Source organism: Nisaea nitritireducens, from assembly GCF_014904795.1.
GTDB classification, from domain to species: Bacteria; Pseudomonadota; Alphaproteobacteria; order Thalassobaculales; family Thalassobaculaceae; genus Nisaea; species Nisaea nitritireducens.
Genome location: NZ_JACZFS010000019.1, coordinates 114,059 through 133,676 on the forward strand (window position 1 = coordinate 114,059; position 19,618 = coordinate 133,676).

18 protein-coding genes and 1 riboswitch are annotated in these 19,618 nt (G+C 59.4%); of the genes, 4 read left to right on the plus strand and 14 right to left on the minus strand.

Annotated elements, in window-relative coordinates:
• Positions 1–60: 60 nt before the first annotated feature.
• The gene (locus tag IG629_RS08010; RefSeq protein ID WP_028465618.1) at positions 61–252 is read left to right on the plus strand and encodes a hypothetical protein; all 192 of its coding nucleotides are present in this window, start codon (positions 61–63) and stop codon (positions 250–252) included.
• Positions 253–365: 113 nt separating this feature from the next.
• Positions 366–1,478, plus strand: a complete 1,113-nt coding sequence (locus IG629_RS08015) for a serine hydrolase (RefSeq protein WP_193171434.1) — start codon at positions 366–368, stop codon at positions 1,476–1,478.
• Positions 1,479–1,568: 90 nt separating this feature from the next.
• Here the strand turns inward: IG629_RS08015 and IG629_RS08020 are convergent, their stop codons facing one another.
• From IG629_RS08020 to IG629_RS08040, 5 genes are all read right to left on the minus strand, one after another.
• Entirely contained in the window at positions 1,569–3,710 is a 2,142-nt protein-coding gene (locus IG629_RS08020; RefSeq protein ID WP_193171435.1) for a TonB-dependent siderophore receptor, read from the minus strand.
• 62 nt (positions 3,711–3,772) lie between these two features.
• Positions 3,773–4,657, minus strand: a complete 885-nt coding sequence (locus tag IG629_RS08025) for a helix-turn-helix domain-containing protein (RefSeq protein WP_028465621.1) — start codon at positions 4,655–4,657, stop codon at positions 3,773–3,775.
• 207 nt (positions 4,658–4,864) lie between these two features.
• Positions 4,865–6,277 carry a glutamine synthetase family protein gene (locus tag IG629_RS08030; RefSeq protein ID WP_319025039.1) on the minus strand — a complete coding sequence of 471 codons (1,413 nt, stop codon included), beginning with the start codon at positions 6,275–6,277 and terminating at the stop codon, positions 4,865–4,867.
• Positions 6,274–7,593, minus strand: a complete 1,320-nt coding sequence (locus tag IG629_RS08035) for a Rieske 2Fe-2S domain-containing protein (protein ID WP_193171436.1) — start codon at positions 7,591–7,593, stop codon at positions 6,274–6,276. The genes IG629_RS08030 and IG629_RS08035 overlap by 4 nt, the downstream gene beginning before the upstream one ends.
• Before the next feature lie 57 nt (positions 7,594–7,650).
• The gene (locus IG629_RS08040; protein WP_319025040.1) at positions 7,651–7,983 is read right to left on the minus strand and encodes a 2Fe-2S iron-sulfur cluster-binding protein; all 333 of its coding nucleotides are present in this window, start codon (positions 7,981–7,983) and stop codon (positions 7,651–7,653) included.
• A 143-nt stretch (positions 7,984–8,126) separates the two neighbouring features.
• On the opposite strand from IG629_RS08040, the gene IG629_RS08045 reads away from it, so the two are divergent.
• On the plus strand, positions 8,127–8,882 hold the full coding sequence (locus IG629_RS08045) for an IclR family transcriptional regulator (protein WP_193171437.1): 756 nt from the start codon (positions 8,127–8,129) through the stop codon (positions 8,880–8,882).
• 681 nt (positions 8,883–9,563) lie between these two features.
• On the opposite strand, the gene IG629_RS08050 is transcribed toward IG629_RS08045, so the two are convergent.
• The 7 genes from IG629_RS08050 to IG629_RS08080 all read right to left on the minus strand — a co-directional run bounded on the left by IG629_RS08050 (position 9,564) and on the right by IG629_RS08080 (position 16,110).
• Complete coding sequence (locus IG629_RS08050) at positions 9,564–10,337, minus strand: SDR family NAD(P)-dependent oxidoreductase (RefSeq protein WP_193171438.1); 774 nt, start codon at positions 10,335–10,337, stop codon at positions 9,564–9,566.
• 104 nt (positions 10,338–10,441) lie between these two features.
• Complete coding sequence (locus tag IG629_RS08055) at positions 10,442–11,374, minus strand: homoserine O-succinyltransferase (RefSeq protein ID WP_193171439.1); 933 nt, start codon at positions 11,372–11,374, stop codon at positions 10,442–10,444.
• A gap of 49 nt (positions 11,375–11,423) precedes the next feature.
• Positions 11,424–11,530, minus strand: a riboswitch (SAM-I-IV-variant riboswitch).
• 101 nt (positions 11,531–11,631) lie between these two features.
• Positions 11,632–12,546 carry a DMT family transporter gene (locus IG629_RS08060; protein WP_193171440.1) on the minus strand — a complete coding sequence of 305 codons (915 nt, stop codon included), beginning with the start codon at positions 12,544–12,546 and terminating at the stop codon, positions 11,632–11,634.
• A gap of 101 nt (positions 12,547–12,647) precedes the next feature.
• Positions 12,648–13,619, minus strand: a complete 972-nt coding sequence (locus tag IG629_RS08065; RefSeq protein ID WP_319025041.1) for a 1-phosphofructokinase family hexose kinase — start codon at positions 13,617–13,619, stop codon at positions 12,648–12,650.
• 75 nt (positions 13,620–13,694) lie between these two features.
• Positions 13,695–14,537: an intradiol ring-cleavage dioxygenase gene (locus IG629_RS08070; RefSeq protein WP_193171441.1), complete on the minus strand. Its 843-nt coding sequence runs from the start codon at positions 14,535–14,537 to the stop codon at positions 13,695–13,697.
• Positions 14,534–15,766 carry a flavin-dependent oxidoreductase gene (locus tag IG629_RS08075; RefSeq protein ID WP_193171442.1) on the minus strand — a complete coding sequence of 411 codons (1,233 nt, stop codon included), beginning with the start codon at positions 15,764–15,766 and terminating at the stop codon, positions 14,534–14,536. Before IG629_RS08075 ends, IG629_RS08070 begins: the two co-directional genes overlap by 4 nt.
• A gap of 92 nt (positions 15,767–15,858) precedes the next feature.
• Positions 15,859–16,110 (minus strand): hypothetical protein, encoded by a 252-nt coding sequence (locus IG629_RS08080; RefSeq protein WP_193171443.1) that lies wholly within the window; start codon positions 16,108–16,110, stop codon positions 15,859–15,861.
• 186 nt (positions 16,111–16,296) lie between these two features.
• Between IG629_RS08080 and IG629_RS08085 the strand changes: the two genes are divergently transcribed.
• Positions 16,297–16,803, plus strand: coding sequence for a helix-turn-helix domain-containing protein (locus tag IG629_RS08085; protein WP_193171444.1), 507 nt, complete (start codon positions 16,297–16,299; stop codon positions 16,801–16,803).
• 27 nt (positions 16,804–16,830) lie between these two features.
• On the opposite strand, the gene IG629_RS08090 is transcribed toward IG629_RS08085, so the two are convergent.
• Both IG629_RS08090 and guaA read right to left on the minus strand, forming a co-directional pair.
• Entirely contained in the window at positions 16,831–17,847 is a 1,017-nt protein-coding gene (locus IG629_RS08090) for an acyltransferase family protein (protein WP_319025045.1), read from the minus strand.
• Between the two features lie 187 nt (positions 17,848–18,034).
• Positions 18,035–19,585 carry a glutamine-hydrolyzing GMP synthase gene (gene guaA / locus IG629_RS08095; RefSeq protein WP_193171446.1) on the minus strand — a complete coding sequence of 517 codons (1,551 nt, stop codon included), beginning with the start codon at positions 19,583–19,585 and terminating at the stop codon, positions 18,035–18,037.
• Positions 19,586–19,618 lie beyond the last annotated feature (33 nt).

Sequence of the window (19,618 nt, forward strand, 5' to 3'; positions counted from 1 at the left end):
CCACAAAACCGAAACACAGGATGTGTCATTCTGTTCCACACATGGAACGGAGGATGCCAAATGCGTCTGGATGACATTGTTTCGGTAACCTGCACCGATACGGACAAGACCGAGCAAGGCAAGGTGGTCCGTCTCGGACGCGACCGCGCCGACATCATGATCGGCCCGGCCGTTATCCAGTTCAGGATGACCAAGCCCGGTTTCTATATCGGCAACATGCACGGGCTCGAATTTACCATGAAAGCGGGATGATTCTTCGCTCAAGGATGTTCCGGCATGCCCGGCACCTCTCATCCGCGTCTGCACTGGCCGGATTTCTGCTGCTATTCTCCCCCTGCATCCCATCCGTCACCGGCGCGGAAAGCATGACACCAGACGCAACCCTGAGGGCGCTGTTCGAAGCTGAGAAGCTGGACGATGCACGCTTCTCACCAGCTTTTCTCGCTCAGGTCCCTGCCTCAAAAATCGCACAGATTCTTTCCCAGCTGCAGCAGAGCTACGGGGCACTCCAAGGGATCACGCCGGACGGCGACGGATACCGGCTGCGCTTCGAGGGTGCGGATATTCCCGCCCGTATCGCCCTCGATCAGGAAGGCTGCATTGCGGGCCTCTGGTTCGGCGCTCCGGTGCCGTCTGGATCGATCGAGGAGCATGCGGCAGCCATCACCGGCCTGCCGGGTGCGGTCTCCCTGCTTGTTCTCGAAGACGGGAGGCCGTTGATATCCCATAACGCGGATGCGGCTCTCGCAGTCGGGTCCGCGGCGAAACTCGCGATACTGAAAGCTCTGTCTCTCGCTGTCCGCAATGGCGAGAAGCAATGGTCCGACGTCGTGGAACTGCGGCCCGAATGGAAATCCCTGCCCAGCGGAACGCTACAGGACTGGCCGGACGGCACACCCCTCACGCTCGGGTCACTGGCGCATGTCATGATATCGATCAGTGACAACACCGCGACCGACGCGCTGATCCGTCTGGTCGGGCGGGAAGCGGTAGAGGCCGTCTCGCCCCGCAACAGCCCGTTCCTGACCACGCGGGAGCTGTTCACCCTGAAGACCAGAGAGCATGCCGCGCTACGCCTTGAATGGGCGGGTGCGGATGAGGCGGCACGCAGGCTTATTCTGGAGCGTATCGCGAATATGCCTCTGCCCTCTGCCCAGGCACTCGCGCCGGAGCCAACCTACAAGGCCGCAGAATGGTTCTTCTCCGCCCAAGAGCTTTGCACGCTATTGGAAGAGACCTCAGATCTGCCGAGCGGCAGTATCAATCCCGGCCCGGTCGATCCAGGTCAGTGGCAGCATTTTTCCTATAAGGGCGGCTCGGAGACCGGGGTGCTTAATCTGTCCAGCCGGGTTGTCGGGGCGGACGGGATCGCACGCTGTGTCGTTGCGACCTGGAACCATCCCTCGGCCCTCGACGAGAACAGCCTGTTGTTGCCCTACCGCGGCATTCTCACCGCGCTGGCCGGTCGCAGCCAGTAAGCCTTCTCCATAAAGAATAGGCCGGATCAGAAACTGACCCGGCCCATTCCTCAAAGATATTTCCAAGCCATCATGCTCGATCGCGGGAGATCACCAGTTCGCGGTCAGCGTCAGCTTGATCTCACGGCCGGAGCCGTAGGAGCAGACATATTCCGTCTGACAGCCCGTGACGTAGCGCTTGTCGGCGATGTTCGTCGCCGCAAGATTCAGAGCCAGGCCCTCGCGAATTTCATACCCGCCATAAAGATCGAAAATCGTCGAGGACTTCACTTTCAGGGTATTGGAGCTGTTCGCGTAGCTTTCGCCCCGGCGCCGGACCCCGGCACCAACGGTCAGGCCGTCGACCAGATCCTGGAACTCATATTCCGCCCGCAGCGCGACTTCGTTCTCCGGCACCAGTGTCGGAGTCTTGCCGATAAGCGAGGCATCCGCATCCTCTGTGACTTCAACGTCGAGCAGCGTTGCCGCACCGGCAACGGACAGACCGTTGCCAAAGCTATAGGCGCCTTCCAGCTCGAACCCGCGGGACCGTGCTTCGCCGAACTGGTCGAAGTTCGGGAACGCACCTGTCACGACATTTTCCTGGTCGATCTGGAACACGGCTGCGGTCACGTAGAAGTTGCCGCCATGCGGAGCCCATTTCAGGCCCAGCTCGACCTGCTCGCCGCTCTCCGGCTTCGTCACGCCGTTAGCAGGCGACGTGATCAGCGGGTTGAAGAAAGTCGAGTAGGTGACATAGGGCGTCACGCCATTGGAGAATTCATAGGCAACTGCGCCGCGATAGGATGTCTCGCTGTCATTGCGGGAGAAGCCGGCGGACCCGTCCTGCTCCGTATCGGCGAAATCATGACGCAGGTTGCCGGTAAGGATCCAGCCATCGCCAAAGCGGAGCTGGTCCTGGATATAGAGACCGAGCTGCGCCTGGGTGGTGGTGGAGTCCTGATATGGCGGGTTCAGCGTCGGCGTGCCCGGGTTGGACGGGTTCACCACCTGGTTCGAGCCATAGCCAACGGCCTGTGTCTCGTCGAGCCAATAATGCCGTGCATCGAGGCCAAACAGCAGGTCGTGGCTGACTTCGCCGGTCTCCACGATGCCGTAATAACGGATATCGGTCTGGGCAGTCCGGACCAGCGTGTCATGTTCGAACGCCAGCATGCTGAGCGTGCCATCTGAGTCGCTCGGTGTGGTCGCGTAACCGGCATATCCGAATGGGTACCAGTAGCGTTCCTCGACACTGGCGACACCGCCCCGGCCGATGCCGGTCAGGGTAAAGCCGTTGTCGAAGGTATGCTCGACGATACCGGAAGCCGAGAATTGCTCGCGGGAATACTTGTCCCAGTCGGAGTCGGAGAAGTTCGCATCAGGGTCGATATAGCCGAATTCCGCCGTCGGCTGGACCGTGCCGGCATAGGGCAGAAAGGTGCTGCCGTTATGCTGTTCCTCGGCGATATGCGCATTGGCCAGCAGCGTTACTTCGGTGCCGGAGGTGGTCCTGAACTTGTAGGACGGTGCCAGTGTGCCGCGCAGGCCGGAGTTGAAATCGTCATACATGTCACCGCCCTTGAAGCGGCCGACCACGCGATAAGCCTGCCCGTCGCCGAGCGGATCGCCATAATCGAATGCGACGGAGCCGGCGGGCGCGTCATCGATACCAAGGATCACCTCCCGGACCCGATCGCCCGGACGCTTCGAGACATAGTTCAGGATGCCGCCCGGATTGGAGCCGCCATAAAGCGCCGAGGACGGGCCACGCAGCACTTCGATACGCTCAAGAGCATACGGGTCCGTGTAGAAGGAGCCGAAGGCAAAGGCCAGGTTCTGTGCGTTATCGAGGAAGATACCGGTCTGGTCAGCCTGGAACCCGCGAACGCGCAGCCAGTCGTAATCATTATCGTCGCCGAACACGTCGCTGGTGACGCCGGCCGTATAGCGCAGCGTTTCGCTGACACGATCCGCGTTGAAGCGTTTCAGATCGTCCTCGCCCAGAATCGACAGCGATTGGGGAACCTCGGTCGCAAAAACGGGAACCTTGGAGCCGGTCACGGTCGGCGGGTTGTTCGTGTCCGCCGCGGAACCGGTCGTATCCTCTTGATTCTCAAGAACGACAATAGGTTTGAGGACCGTTGCGCTGGAGCTGTCCTGCGCAGCGGCAACGCCGCCAAGAGAAAGACTGAGAAGGGCCGGCAAAACAACGAGCCGATAAGAGCCCGTCGGTGAAAATATTCGGATCATGATCTGTCCTCGAACCTGACAAAACTACTGTATGGCGCGCAGCCAGTAGAAACTGATCCTTACTAGTTTTGCAGGGACAGGCTGTCTTGAACGATCGCTCTGCTTTTTGAAGAATTGTATCGCTTGCACCATTGCCCCGGCGGCAAGCCGGTTGAGCGCCGGAAACAACGGCTGAAATGGGCCTGATCGGCAAATCCGGTATCGTGCGCCACCTGGGAGAGATGAGCCCCGTCACTGAGCAGGCGCTGTGCATGCTGTATCCGGGTTTCCATCACCCACTGATGCGGCGGCTGCCCCGCCGTTTCCCTGAAACATTTCGAGAATTGAGAGCGCGACATGCCAGCCACCGCGGCAAGCTCCTCAATGCTCAGCCGTCGGTCGAGACTTTCCATCACATGGTCCAGGACATCGTCGAACCAGGCTGGCGCGGCGTCATGCCTACGACTTTGGGCATTGAGATGGAAAATCTCGTGGATCACGCCGGATGCCAGCGCCTCTCCATATCCGGCCGGCCGCCGGGATTTCCGGCATTCATCCGCCAGAAGTCCGGAGAGCTGCTGCAACTCGATGCTAGCAGAGAGGAAAGCCGCCGACTGCATATCCGCGGATTTTCCGACGATCCGGAAAAGCTGCTCTTGCTCGATATGGATATCGATATGTTCGAGGTAGCCTGCCGTAAGGATCTTGCTGCAAACGGGCAGCCCCGCCGGAATATAACAGGCGCCGCAGACAGTTCCTGATTCCGCACCGCCATGCTCAAGAGCCACAGTCGCGCCGTCAAAAAACACGACAAAGCGGGGGTCTGGGGAGATGTACTCTCCGGTTGCGCCAGACTTCGCCTCGACCTGCCAGTGATCGATGACCATGTGCTCGAACTGCAGGTAATTGACGTCATGGACCGGAACGATGCTCCTGACGGAGGATTTCATGCGCGGTCGATATGACATTTCACATCCTGCGGGTGAAAATAAGAATGATTCGCATTTATTAACTTGTGTGAAGATACTTATGACAGACCAACTGTCAATGAATCCGAGGGGGGCGCACTACAATAATATGCACAGCAAAACGGGTGCCCGAACGCGGGAGGGAATGGATCGAGCGCAATTACTTTCCGGCGCGGTCCAATCTTTCACTCGTGCCAACAATAAAAGCTAGAACAGGGAGAAATATTCCCGCTCTTCCCATTCGGAGACCGTCTGGGCGTAGCGATCCCACTCCGCCTGCTTTATGTGGCTGTAATAGTCCACATAGGCGTCGCCGAGCGTTTTCCGGAAGAAGCTGCTCTGCCGAAACAGGGCAATCGCATGCTCCAGGCTTGATGGCAGTTTGTCCGCATCGCTGTCATAAGGGCGCTCAACCGGCGCAGGTGCTGTGAGCCCACGCTCAATCCCGTCGAGGCCCGCAAGGAGCTGCGACGCCATATAGAGATAGGGGTTCGCCGTCGGCTCGCCTACCCGGTTCTCGATCCGGCTGGCCTTGTCCCCCGGCTTCGCAAGAGCGCGGATCATGGCGCCCTTGTTATCCCGGCCCCACTGCACCCGGTCAGGCGCCAGTGTGAAAGGACGATAGCGCTTGTAGCCGTTCACCGTCGGCGTCGACAACAGGCAGCTCTCGGCCGCGTGCTCCAGCAGACCCGCAACCCAGTTTCCGCAAAGTGTGGACAGCGCCTCACCTTCTTCCGGTACGAAGAGGTTCTCGGCACTCTTGAGATCTACCAAAGACTGGTGCAAGTGCCAGCCGCTGGCCATCGCATCCTTGAATTTTGGCCGGCACATGAAAGTCGCGTGCAGCCCGGCGCGGCGGCAGACCTGCTTCACCATGGAGCGGAACAGGATCATATTGTCCGCGTGCTCCATGGCGGGCGCCGGATGGAACGTTACCTCGCACTGGCTCGGCCCGAATTCCGCCTCGAAGGATCGCACGGGCAGACCGAGCGCCACCGCATTGCGCCGAACCAGATCGAACACCTCTTCCAGCCGATCGTAACGGTCCTCGGTCAGATACTGATAGCCATGGGAGAGCAACTCGGTCTCCGGCGCCGCTTCCGGCTGGCCGGTGTCACCGTGACCGAGCTTCGGGTCGGTTACTTTCAGAACATGGAACTCGACCTCAAGACCCGTGATCAGGTCGTAGCCCTGCGCGTTCAGCCGTTCGACCGCACTGCGTAGAATACCGCGTGAGCAGACTTCAAGCGGCGCACCGTCGGTATCCGTAAGATCCGCCTGCATCCAACCGGAATGTGGCGACCAGGGCAACACCTTGAAGGTCGCTGGGTCCGGCCGCATCAACACATCCGCAGCGCCAGTCAGCCGCCCGGCGCCAAACCCGGCATCCTCCTGCCAGACCGGAAACACGGTGCGGTGCGAGGTGTCTTTCAGCAGCAGGGTGGATGTCATGGCGACGCCAGACCGGAAGGCGCTCTCCAGGTCAGCCGCCATCGCGGTCTTGCCGCGCAAGATTCCATGCTGGTCGGCAAAGGAAATGCGGACGACCTCCAGCCCCTCTTCCGCTACCCGCGCCAGAACGGCGTCGATGGCAGCTTGATCTACATTCACGTCACTCACGAGAGAGCCGCGTCCCAGCTACAGGACGCACGCCGGCCGGCATCCCGGTCGGTCCAGACGGATTCCCATTCCTCGGTCGGCCCGATGGCATCAATGGAGATCGGCCCCTGGATGTCCTTCGCCGTGGCCTCGTCGATCACCAGCGGCAGCTCACCCTCACCCAGCTTCACGCTCTTGATCGCGGCGCGCAGCATCCGGCGGTAGCGGACGATGGCTGCGTCGGAAGAGGCCAGATGTTCCCGGGTCCGGTCCTGAACAGAGCCCATGGACTCCACCGCCCACTGGTCATGCACATTGATGTCCAGCCCCATGCCCGTATAGGTCAGGGTCTTCTGCTCTTCCGGGTCGTAGCCATACTCGTTCGACTTGTTGCGAAGCGGCGCATAGTCCGGCAGCCGGTGCTCTTTCAGGCGCTGCTCCCGCATCTTTTCCTTGTCGACCGGTGCGCCGAAGCTGGTGAACATCGAGTACCAGTAGCAATGGGTATCATCCACCGGCACATGCCACTGGGTGATGGTCATCTCGTTCGACATCGGAATGGTGATGGCGCAGGGGAAAACCTGATTGGTCACCCGGACATGGCGCTGACCGTTGCCGAGATCGCGCAGTGCGATGATCCGCAACCCGTAATCGGTCTCCTCGACCTTCAGCTCCGGATTGTCGAAATCCCGCAGCACCTTGGTCATCGGCATGTCGCTCTGGGCGGCCTTGTCACGGAACTGCTTGCCGTAGCCATCCGCCGGATCCTCGTCCTGCAGGAAACGATGCAGGAAGGACGCATGCGCCGGGTCGATACCGATCTCCAGCGCCTGCAGCCAGTTGCACTCCCAGAGGCCCTTGAAGGCGAAAACATGAGTGTCGGGCGCGCGGAAACAGTCGAGAGCCGGAAAGGCCGGCGGCTCGCCCGGCCCCATATAGGTCCAGATCACACCGTTCTTCTCGACCGCCGGATAGCTGGAAATCTTGATCCGCTCATGCATCCGCGAGCCGTCTGGCTCCGCCGGTTGCTCGGTGCATTGCCCGGTTTGGTCGAAATGCCAGCCATGGAAGGAGCAACGGATGCCGCCGCCCTCAAGCCGTCCGTAGCAGAGATCGACCCCGCGATGCGGGCAGAACCGGCTCATCAGGCCGAGCGTGTTGTCTTCCCGGCGGAACAGCACGAGATCCTCACCCATCAGCCGGACCGGGGCGACCGGGCGCGGGCCGTCAAGCTCGACCGCGAGTGCTGCCGGCATCCAGTAATGCCGCAGCAATTGTCCCGCCGGCTGATCGGCACCGACCAGCGTGATCTCGTCGTTCTTTTCCTGGCTCATCATGGCTGGGAACTCCTCCGCGTCTAAGCGCTTCGACCTGGTATTGCGATATTGATTTCCTCAGTACTGACGATCCGGGATCTGAACCTTGATCCCGTCCATTTCAGCCGTGAGTTTGACCTGACAGGAAAGGCGGCTGGTCGGGCGCACTTCGGCAGCCGCATCCTCCAGCATCACTGTCTCTTCCTCTTCGGCTTCGGGCAAAAGACTGGAGACCGCATCGTCGAAATAGACATGGCAGGTCGCGCACATGCAGCTTCCGCCGCACTCAGCCTCGATCCCCTCGACGTCATTAAAAACAGCAGCCTGCATGACGGACTCGCCCGTCTCCGCCTCAACCGTTTCGACAGACCCATCCGGCCGCACGAAATGAACGGTGATCTTGCTTCCCACTGCATGCCTCTCCTGCCAGTTCCCGCCCAGGATCGGTCGAGGCTGACATATAGATTTGACCGATTATCGAACATTCGGTCTATTATTGATCAAATTCAAAAATACACCGCAAACCGAGGATGCGGTCAAGACCCGGGAGCCCCATGATCGCCGACAAGGATATCTCGCTCACCTTCATGAAGGGCATGGAAGTGCTTGAAGCGTTCGAGCATGCCGCAACCCCTCTCACGATCCCCGAGCTCTCCCGCTCAACCGGCATCAATCGCTCCGTGACGCGACGACTGGTCCTGACACTGGTCCAGCTCGGCTACCTCCTGGAAACAAACCGTGCCTATACACCAAGCCCGCGCGTACTCCGGCTGGCCAACGGCTATTTAAAGGAGCGGCAATTCGGGCGCACCGTACAGCCGGTGATGGCCGCCTATTCAAAGCGCCTCGGCGATGCGATCTCGCTCGCAGTCAGGGACGGGGCGGACGCGATCTATGTTGCCTATTCACCCGGCGATCCGGCGCTGATCACCTCTGGCTTCAACATCGGCTCGAGACTCCCCCTGACCGCGACTGCGATTGGCCGCGTGCTGCTGGCGTTCAGCGACCCTGCCGAAGTTGAAGGTATCCTCGCAGAGCCGTCCGCCGCCTTCACGACAACAACCAAAACAGACCCGAACGATATTCGCACAGACCTTGCTGCGGTTCGCGCACGCGGGTTCGCCCATGTCACGGGGGAATATGAGCCCGGCGTCTCCTCCATCGCGGTCCCGGTCCTGGGGCCGGACACCATGGCAAAAGCCGCTCTCGGCATCGTTGGACCAGCTGCACGCTTCGAGAAGAAGGAGATTTGCGCTGGGAAAGCCGCACTGCTCTCGGAATGCGCGGAAACACTTGGAAGTTTCGTTTAAGGACACTTGCAAACAGCATGGGATGCCAATGCGTAGACACGGCGAGCCGGAGACGAATCTCCGGCCCGCCGCCCTGAGCCGATCCCAAACGGCCGCAGGAAAATAAATCAGACACCCCGACGAGCGCTGTTGCTGAAAAGGGCCCGTTCTATGTCGCAATTTTTAGATGTGTATTCCGAAACTGCTGCAAACCATACATCAGTACTCGGTCGCATCGCAAGGGTTTACAAAGAGATCGAGGCGACAGCCATTGACCAGCTTCGTCGGCATTCTTTTTTTTCGGCTGGAAACCTGATTTATGACAGAATTTTAGTGTGAATATTAAGACTTCAGGAAACACGTGAGGCGATTGAGCTTAAAAAACAACGCTCGAAAGAAACAGAAAAATTAAACCCTAGATTATTTTATAGTTAAAAAATCAAATCGCCACCGCTAGAACCCTGAAAGTCGATTGGAATGCAGCCTTAATGAGAAGCGGGGTAGCCGAGAAACGCGGCGCAGCTAAATACCCCACAACTCGATCCGGACAGGAACATCAGGAAACCAGCGTTCTACAAAGCGTCATGAATTGGCAGTGAATAAGACCAGTTTGCAGTCAGAATCTGTCACACCACAGCCAGCACGCAACGTCCAAGATGACGCACTTCCCAACGCCTTGGTAAAAGGCTCAATTCTGTAGCCTCAATAGTCTTCCCGCAGTGTCGAGAGCCCGATGCCAGTGGCTTCGAAGCCACCATCGACCGCAAGGTATTGACCGTTGATATAACTCGCCTTTTCGCTTGAGAGGAAAAAGATCGCTTCGGCCAATTCCGTCTCCAGGCCATAACGGTTCATCGGGATGTTGGCGTGATAATCCGCCCGAATTTCCGGTGTATGGACTTTCAGGGCCATCGCCGTGTCCACCGGGCCGGGGCAAACCGCATTGACCCGGATGCCTATATTGCCGAGCTCGGCCGCCTGCTGCTTCGTCAGATGCAATACCCCTGCTTTACTGGTGCCGTAGGCAACGCGGAGCGTGCTTGCCCGAAAACCGGAGATGGAAGCGATGTTCACCACCGCTCCGCCACCGGTTTTCAACATCACCGGCGCGACGGCGTTGGTGCAGAGGAACGGCCCGTTGAGGTTGGTCGCCATGATTTCGGACCATTCCTCGAAGCTGGTCTCCAGCACCGGCTTGAAATTCGCGATCCCGGCATTGTTGACCAGCGCATCGATGCGCCCGAATGCGGCCTCGGTCTCTTCGACCGCCCGACGCACCTGATCCGGATCGGAGACATCGGCAAAGATCGGCATCGCGCCGTTGCGCTGACCAAGATCCTCCATCGCCCGGGTCAGCGTCTCGCGGTCCCGGTCGAGCAGCGCCACGCGCCAGCCCTCATCCAGGAACTTGAGTGCCGCCGCCAGGCCGATACCGCGCGCGGCCCCCGTAATGATGGCAACCTTTGTATCAGTCATTTCCTACCCCGTTTTTGATACTGACGCCGCTTGCATGTGGCGTCTTCAGACTTGCTGGTGCCGGACGTTAGAATATTGCGACCCGGACACAAAGAGATGACTGATTACGCTTCTACTGATTCCGACCCGATCAAAGCCATATCGAATGGAGTTGTCTGGTAGATCTGGTTGATCCAGTTGGCGAACAGCAAATGCGCGTGGCTGCGCCAGTGGTTCTTTGGCGCACGCTCCGGATCGTTGTCCGGGAAATAATCATGGGGCATCGCCGTATCGAGGCCACGCTCACGGTCCCGGAAATACTCGTCGCTGAGCGAGTCTGAATCATACTCGATGTGATTGAACATAAAGAGCGTGTGCCGCGCCTTGTCCTCAAGCAGGCAGGGCCCCTTCTCCGCGGAGTCCATCAGGGTAGTGATACCTGAATCCACCGGAATATCGGCCGCCCGAATCTCGGTCCAGCGGGAAACCGGAATGGAAAAATCGTCGGAAAAACCGCGCAGATACGGCGAGGCCGGTGCCATGTTGCGGTGCCGATAAACACCGAAAGCTTTCTGCGAAAGCGCATGTTTCGGCACCCTGTGAAAATGATAGAGCGCAGCCTGCGCCGCCCAGCAGATCATGAAACTGGAATGCACATGGGTTCGTGTCCAGTCGAAGATCCGGCAGAGCTCGGGCCAATAGGACACGTCCTCATATTCCATCTTCTCGACCGGAGCCCCAGTGATCACAAGCCCGTCGAACTTCTCGTCCTGCACATCTTCCCACGGCTGATAGAAGGAGATCATATGCTCCGCAGACACGTTGCGGGGCACATGATCCGTCATCTTGATCAGGGACAACTCAACCTGCAGCGGTCCGGCGCCGAGCAAACGGGCAATCTGGGTCTCGGTCCGGATCTTGTCCGGCATCAGATTCAGCAAACCGATCTTGAGAGGCCGCACATCCTGACGGATGGCATCCGCCTCGCGCATGACCATGACGCCTTCGGCTTCAAGCGCAGCGAAGGCGGGAAGATCGTTCGGAATCTTGATCGGCATTTAAACGTCCTCTGCTGTTCAGGCGCATCGAGCAGAGCAGACGTTATGGCGAGACCCGATTAGTTGCCGGTTCGGCCACATCTTCCTTTAGAGGAGCGCCACCTTGCCCGGAGAGCAGGTTGGCGTTGAGCGTCGGCTCAACTCTTGATGCAGACTGATATTTAATCGAACCCGGAGCGTTTGGCAATTCCATCACCAAATGCCGGTCCCATGCGCGATGCGGGAAAGGTCCGGTGCCTTCAAGCCGCCCGAGAAATTTAAGCCGGACGGCGCAGGGCTATGACAAGGCCCAGCGTGGCAATTGCCAGGCCTGCCCATTGCAGGATGCTCGGAAATTCGCCAAGCACCGGTATGGCAATCAGGATTGCCATGGACGGCGCCATGGCCGGAAAGAAGGAGGCTCGGCCGGGGCCAAGATGATGAACGGCACGCGCGAAGGCAAAAAGGGCGACCACGGCAGATAGAATTCCCTGCACGACGACCTGTTCGACGATTGCCTCAAATGGCGTCGCCAGCAGACGCTCTGGCCCCCAAACCATGAGGTAGAGCGGCCCGAAGAGAAAACCGGACAGAACGGAGACAATGGCGGTCGAAGTCCAGGCACTGATCCGCCAGCGGCGTACCAGGATCGTAAACCCGGCGAACATCGTGCCTGCGGTCGCGAACAGGATATCGCCCTTCCACGCTTCTGACTGCCCCGAGAACAGATCTGGACCGGCAATCGTCGCCAGCCCGATGACAAGCAACGCGAGGCCTGCCAGCTTAGCCGGAGTCAATCGCTCGCCAAACAGGATCGCGGCGAAACAGACGCTGGTCAGCGTCATGCCGCCCGGCTGGATAACCGCCGCATGCGCCGCCGGCGCGAAATAAAACCCGCTGGCCCCGACGACCAGAAACAGCGGCCCCGCGAGCATGGCAAGCATCAACGGCTTGAACCAGCCGAGTTGCACCAGCTCCCCCCGCCCCGGCTGGCGCAGTAATATCGGCAGCATCACCAAAGCTGCCGAGACATAACGGAGAAACGCGATATCCACGGCTTCCAGGCCAAGCACGACACCGTGCCGGGACACCACGAGGAAGCCGCCCCAGATGACCGCCGCCATCAAGCCGAAAGCGACACCGATGCGAGGGAATTCCACGTCGACCGCAGATTTAACGATGGTCGTTGGCATGTTTTGTTCGGTCCCGGGGAAAAGCACCTCGTTCAGGGCACGGCGCGCAAGTCTTGTAGAGGTGAAACCACCCACCGACCAGCGCGGAAAGAGAAAGCCGGCTATCCTTCGCTGCTATCGGTCGATACCACACCAATCCGTTCCGTCCGGACCTGATCCAGCAGCCGTTCCACATCCTCCTTGTGGCAGAGATCGGTTCCGGGTGTCAGAAGCGCGGCCGAGCCGGCCGCGACGGCATATTTGAACGCCGCCTCGGGCACGTCGCCCAACGCCAGTCGCCAGACCATCGCGGCAAGGAAGCTGTCCCCCGCGCCCACGGCACTGACGGCTTTGACCGGCACCGCATCCGCGCGCACCCGAAGATCGCGGGTTACCAGGAACGCACCCTCCTCTCCGAGGGTCAGCAAGAGGATTTCCGCCCGGCCATCCCGGACCAGTCCGGTGGCAGCCTCTTCCCAGTCCGCGCGACACTCAAGCGGCGCACCGGTCAGATCGCGCAATTCCTGCAGGTTGGGCTTGGCCATATGAATGCCATGGCGTAGTGCGGCGCCCAGGGCTGGCCCCGAGCTGTCGACAACGAGCCGGACACCCCGGTCGGCAAGCTTTTCGGCGAGCCGTGCATAAAGATCGTCCGGCGCCCCCGGCGGCAGGCTGCCACTCGCAACGACATAGTGCTGCGACTTGGCGTGGGCGGCGACGGCGTTGATGCAGGCCTGCCAATCCTCCTGCACCAAGGCGTCGCCGGGGAGAACGAAGCGGTATTGCGCACCACTGCTCGCCTCCGTTACGGAAAAGCTCTCCCGCGTTTCGGCGGCAACGTCGATAGCCAAACTGTCGACACCCTGCACTTGCAGTATATCGCGGAGCTGCTGCCCGAGTGCGCCCCCTGCCGGATAGATCGCGCGGCAGGCAACGCCGAAACGCTCAATCACACGGGCGACATTGATGCCGCCGCCCCCGGAATCGCGGCTCGCATCCCGGCATCGGAGTTTATTGGTTGGGACCACATGGTCTGTCACAGCCGACACGTCGACTGCGGGATTCATGGTCAGAGTGAGTATACCGCCCGTCACGAAAATGCCCCCGGCCCGATCAAGTACGAACTTTACTGCGGCAGCATAGCGCGAGTTCCGGCATGGCGTTCGAATTCACTCGCCTGACGGGTTCAGTACGAAATCAAAGCGCGAGCGCCACGGGACTTCGTCAGCTGTCCGTTCAAATGATGCCAAAAGGCTCTGCTTCACACCGAAAACCGCATCGGACGACAGATACGGATCTCCCTCAACGAAAGTATGCGTCACCAGCTTCTGATAACCGGGCGCCGTCACCAGAAAATGCATATGCGCGGGCCGGTAGGGATGTCGCCCCAAAGCATCGAGCATTTTCCCGACGGGACCGTCATCCGGGATTGGATAGGAGACAGGCTTTATACCGACGAAGCTGTAGGCACCGTCCTCACCGGTAATGAAAACACCCCTGTTGTTCCATTTCGGTTGCTGGTCCGGCTGTTGCACATCGTAGAAGCCGTCCGCGTTGTCCGACCAGACATCGAGTTTCGCGCCTTCAACCGGCCGCCCCTCAAGATCAAGGACCCGCCCCTCGAACAGGCATTGCTCCCCTTTGCCGTCGAAACAGATGCTTTCCCCCATCTGCCGCTCCGGCGCACCATCCACATGGAACGGACCGAAGACCGTACTCTCCGTCGCCCCGGCCGGACGGCGGTTGTTGATCGCGTCGACCAGCATCGAGAAACCGAGTGTGTCGGACAGCAGGATGAACTCCTGCCGTTCTGCGGAACAGAGCTGCCCCGTCCGCGTCAGGAAGTCGACGCCGAACTCCCATTCTTCCTGCGTCAGATCCACTTCCTTTGCGAAAGCGTGCAGATGCTTCACCAGACAGCCCATGACCTCGGCGAGCCTGGGACTGATATCCTCCCCCATGCGGTCGTTCACCGCGTCGGCGGAGGCCTCTTCCGCAAAATATCGGGTCATTGTCCTTCCCTCCCGGATCCGGATGCCTTCTTGCGAAAGCCTGCAACCTCTCGGTAGCCCGCGGCAACTTCCTCAAGCTCTTCCGCCGAGATCAGATCCTCGATCCTGTCGTTGGGGCCGGTCACCCGTGCGGCGGCGATATCCAGCACCCTCTCCGGCCCCGAGCGGCGGTTGGTCAGAACCAGTTTCGAGGTTACAGGACAACGGAGTTCTTCATAGCCGAGCAGACCCTCCGGGCCCGGCTGCTGAACCAAAACATCCGAGAGAGTACGCGCGTCGATAATCGCCTGCGAGGCGCCGTTGGCGCCGATCGGGTACATCGGATGTGCAGCGTCACCCAGCAAGGTAACCCGCCCAGCAGTCCAGAAATCGACCGGATCGCGGTCGACCATCGGAAACTCGGTTACCTGCTCGGTTGCGTCCATGAGCGCCACGACATTCATGTCCTCCAGTGCAAACTCCCTGAACGCCTCGATGAATTCCCGTGTTCCCTGTCGCGTCCAGTCCGCATCCTGAACATGGCGGGGTTGATCGCGGCGCAGCTCTGCCACCCAATTGGTGAGGGCCTTACCCTGCCGCCGGGCCTGCTCGCTGATTGGGTAGGTGACGAACTTCACGTTATGATCTCCGGCGATCATCATGGTCCGGCCATCGCCGATCATGTCCGTGGCTACCGCCCCGCGCCACATCATCGTTCCCTCATAATGCAGCGGCCCTTCATCCGGATGTATCTGTGCCCGGATCGCCGAATGCAGACCATCGGTCCCGATCAGCAGGTCGCATTCGGCATTGTCACCATCAGCGAAATGCACGGTTACCCGTGACTCGTCCTGTGCAAACCGCGTCACCTTCTTTCCGGTAACCACAGCATTCTTGCCCAGACGCTCTTTCACCGCGTCCAGCAACAGGAACTGCAGCTCACCCCGATGGACAGAATATTGCGGCGCCTCGAAACCTGCCGCCATGTTGCGTGGATCGGACTGGATCAAATGGCCATATCTGGTTCGATATTCGATGCAGCGGGTTTGAATGGCGGTAGCGTCCAGCACATCCGCCAATCCCAACTCCCGCAGGATTGCCGAGGCGTGCGGCATGACATTGATACCGACACCCAAGGGGCTTATGTCGTCGACCGCCTCGTAGACCTGGACGGAAAAACCCCGCTCGTGCAAACAAAGCGCCGCTGTAAGACCGCCGATCCCGGCTCCAGCAATGGCAATGCGTGTCACATCATCCTCCCGCCACTTTTTTCATTATTCAATTTCGGCCAATCGGCCGCCGCAATAGAGAACCGCATGATTCGACGCCAACCCCGGTGCGATCAAGCCACTGTCGTGATAATAAATTTCACTATTTCAACATCGCGGGCTTCGCCATGACCGACGCGCGTCTCGACCGGCATCAATATGTTCTGGGTGCCCCGTCCGCCCATGTCGGCCTCCTCAATTGCGAGCGGATCGCCGAGCGCCGGCACATCCATAATTGGAAGGTCGCCCCGCACTATCACGACGGGTTGTCGCAGCTCTTTCTGTTCGGTCGCGGGAACATCACAGGTCAGATCGATGATCGTCACTATTCTTTCCAGAGCCCTGCGCTGGTGTGGGCGCCGGCCCTGTGCCGTCACGGCTTCGACTATGAACCGGAGATGCTTGGATGGGTGATTACAATTCCGAGTGCAGATGTCACACGGCTAACAGAGGGAAGAGCCTGGCTCCGGGACCGGATCCAGAAGCCGCAGGTGCTAGAGGGACCGGAACACGTGAAGCTCCTGACTGAAGTCCAGCTTCTGGTCCGCAGAATTGAAGAAGAGCATCGGCGCTACGGCCCGGACCGCAGCCTGGCCCTCGAAGCCCTGTTCCAGCTCCTTTTGCTCAGCGTCTACCGGGGTCTTTCCGACGAACCTGAGGCTGTCCCGGCCAGAACCGACCGGCGACAGATTCTGGTCCAACGATTTCAGGAACTGCTGGACCAGCACATACAAGCCGTCAGGTCGGTCGCAACATTCGCCGCCATGATGGCCGTCACTCCGACCCATCTTTCCCGCACCGTGAAGGCCGTGACCGGATGCACCGCGGGCGGAATCATTCAGGACAGGATGCTGCTGGAAGCCAAGCGCCAGCTGGTCTTCAGCGATCACCAGATCGCCGAAATTGCCTATGCACTGGACTTCTCTTCACCGTCCTACTTTTCCCGCTTCTTCACGGCACGGACCGGCGAGACGCCGGCACGCTTCCGCCGTCGTGCGCGCCATGCGCCCGGCGGATAACAAAACCGCATAATCCGGCGCGGATCCTCATGTCCGAGAATGGCTTTCATGCACATAGTGTGAGGAGCGCTTCAGGAATCTTCTCTCGACGAAGACCCAGGACATATATGCCAGACCAAGCGTAATGAAAGCGGCTGCGATCAGGGAGCCGTACGGATACAGCTCAAACAGTCCGAAATACTTCAGAAGCTGCAATGTCGGAAAATGGAACAGGTACACCCCGTAGGATAAATCCCCGATCCTGCCGACCCCGACACTCAGCCAGCCGATTTGCGACAGGCCTATGACGAACAGTGGATACATAACCATGTTCGCATAATCGGAAATCCCCGGCGGTACATCGAGCAACAGATAAACCGCGCTCACCAGAAACAGCGCATACCGAATCCCGGGCCGGGACTCCTTCGCGGCAAGAAAACTCCCCAACACGAAGTACGGAAGCTGCCCGGGAAATTGCCGGGCCAGAACCACCCCCATCGGATGATCAAAGCCATAAGTGAAATAGGTAAACCACAACACCCCGCCTGCGAACATCAGGCAGAACCCCGCGAATATTCCGATCTTTCGATAGAGAAAGACGATCAGGGGAATCAGCAGGTAGAGCATGATCTCTATCTTGATCGTCCAGAGAGCCCCATTGACCGCACTTGTAGTCCAGCCCTCGAAAACCCCAGGAATGGTTGGCTGCAAAAAATTCAGGAAGATCAAATTGAAAAACAGGTACTTGTATGTAGGCGATAACGTAAAAAACTCCCCAAAACTCAGGGACGTAATGGCAAGACCGATCAGGAATCCATATCCAATCACAGCACTATATGCCGGATAAATTCGCCTTACTCTTTTTTCAAAAAAGTCATAAACGGACACGCTGGAGAAATAGCTTTTCGTGACCAGATACCCGCTTATTGCGAAGAATCCTTTTATTGCAAAATTAGAATCGAAAATATCAGGCCACATAAACGCGCCGGATATTTCCTGCGCGTGACTGAAAAAAACGATAATGGCTAAGGTAAGTCTGATTTCGTCGAAGCAATTCTTCTTCACTGACAAAATCTGCCTCACGCCTTAAGCGACATACAAATAATAAGGAAACTGCGCGGCGATCACAGAGGCAAGCTATTTGGGTAGCCTGCTCATGGAGCCCGGTGAAGCCTCATTCAGTTATTGGAACTCCAGTCAGGCGCAGCCACGCCTGACAAATACCAATATAATCAAGCCGTTAGCTGGAATATCACTCCCACTCAATCGTCCCTGGAGGCTTCGAGGTGATGTCGTAGGTCACCCGGTTGATGCCCTTGCACTCGTTGATGATGCGGGTGGAGACCCGGCTGAGGAAGTCGTGGTCGAAATGGTAATAGTCCGCCGTCATGCCGTCGGTCGAGGTGACGGCGCGCAGGGCGCAGGCGAAGTCGTAGGTCCGGCCGTCGCCCATGACGCCAACGGTGCGGACCGGGAGCAGCACGGCAAAAGCCTGCCAGATGGCATCGTAGAGACCGGCATTGCGGATCTCTTCCAGATAGACCGCATCGGCCTTGCGCAGGATATCGAGCTTCTCGCGGGTGATGTCACTGCCTGGAATGCGGATGGCGAGGCCCGGGCCGGGGAACGGGTGGCGGCCGACCAGGCTGTCCGGCAAGCCCAGTTCGCGGCCGAGATCGCGGACCTCGTCCTTGAACAGCTCGCGCAGCGGCTCGACCAGCTTCAGGTTCATCCGCTCCGGCAGACCGCCGACATTGTGATGGCTCTTGATGGTAACGCTCGGGCCGCCGATGAAAGAGACGCTCTCGATCACGTCCGGATAAAGCGTGCCCTGGGCCAGGAACGCGGCGCCCTCGATCTTGTTCGCCTCTTCCTGGAACACATCGATGAAAAGCGAGCCGATGGTTTTGCGCTTCTTCTCGGGGTCGGTTTCGCCTTCCAGCGCGCCGAGGAACAGATCGCTCGCATCCTTGTGGATCAGCGGGATGTTGTAATTGTCGCCGAACAGCCGCACGACCTCTTCCGCCTCGCCCTGGCGCAGCATGCCGTGATCGACGAAGACGCAAGTCAGCTGGTCACCGATCGCTTCATGGATCAGCACGGCGGCGACGGAGCTGTCGACCCCGCCGGACAGACCGCAGATGACCTTGCCGTCGCCGACCTGATCGCGGATCTGCTGGATCGCCTGATCCTTGAAAGAGGCCATGGTCCAGTCGCCGGCGCAGCCCGCGACCTTATGCACGAAATTGGAGAGCAGCGCGGCGCCGTGCGGCGTATGCACCACTTCCGGATGGAACATGGTGGCGTAATAGCGGCGCTCGTCATCGGCAACGACGGCAAACGGTGCGCCCTCGCTGGAAGCGACGACCCGGAAGCCTTCCGGAAGCTCGATCACCCGATCGCCATGGCTCATCCAGACCTGCTCGCTGGCGCCGATCTCCCACACCCCGTCAAACAGGATGCAATTGTCCTTCACGTCAACGAAAGCACGCCCGAACTCACGATGGTCCGAAGTCTCGACCCGTCCGCCGAGCTGGTGGCACATGGTCTGCTGACCGTAGCAGATGCCCAGAACCGGGAGGCCGGAGTCGAAAACGAGCTGCGGTGCTCTTGGCGTTTCCTCGGCGACCACGGAGGCTGGTCCGCCCGAGAGAATGTAGGCCTTGGCCCCGAACGCCTCGATCTTCTCGACCGGTGTGTTAAAGGGCATGATTTCGCAATAGACACCAGCTTCGCGGACACGGCGCGCGATCAGCTGTGTGACCTGACTGCCGAAATCGAGAATGAGGATACGATCGGTCATCGGGCACCATTTGGCTGGGCGGGAATGAAGCGC

Bases quoted from the DNA above. Each gene is read 5' to 3' on its own strand.
- IG629_RS08010 (WP_028465618.1), top strand. From the start codon at position 61: ATGCGTCTGGATGACATTGTTTCGGTAACCTGCACCGATACGGACAAG.
- IG629_RS08015 (WP_193171434.1), top strand. From the start codon at position 366: ATGACACCAGACGCAACCCTGAGGGCGCTGTTCGAAGCTGAGAAGCTG.
- IG629_RS08020 (WP_193171435.1), bottom strand. From the start codon at position 3,710: ATGATCCGAATATTTTCACCGACGGGCTCTTATCGGCTCGTTGTTTTG.
- IG629_RS08025 (WP_028465621.1), bottom strand. From the start codon at position 4,657: ATGTCATATCGACCGCGCATGAAATCCTCCGTCAGGAGCATCGTTCCG.
- IG629_RS08035 (WP_193171436.1), bottom strand. From the start codon at position 7,593: ATGATGAGCCAGGAAAAGAACGACGAGATCACGCTGGTCGGTGCCGAT.
- IG629_RS08045 (WP_193171437.1), top strand. From the start codon at position 8,127: ATGATCGCCGACAAGGATATCTCGCTCACCTTCATGAAGGGCATGGAA.
- IG629_RS08050 (WP_193171438.1), bottom strand. From the start codon at position 10,337: ATGACTGATACAAAGGTTGCCATCATTACGGGGGCCGCGCGCGGTATC.
- IG629_RS08055 (WP_193171439.1), bottom strand. From the start codon at position 11,374: ATGCCGATCAAGATTCCGAACGATCTTCCCGCCTTCGCTGCGCTTGAA.
- IG629_RS08060 (WP_193171440.1), bottom strand. From the start codon at position 12,546: ATGCCAACGACCATCGTTAAATCTGCGGTCGACGTGGAATTCCCTCGC.
- IG629_RS08070 (WP_193171441.1), bottom strand. From the start codon at position 14,537: ATGACCCGATATTTTGCGGAAGAGGCCTCCGCCGACGCGGTGAACGAC.
- guaA (WP_193171446.1), bottom strand. From the start codon at position 19,585: ATGACCGATCGTATCCTCATTCTCGATTTCGGCAGTCAGGTCACACAG.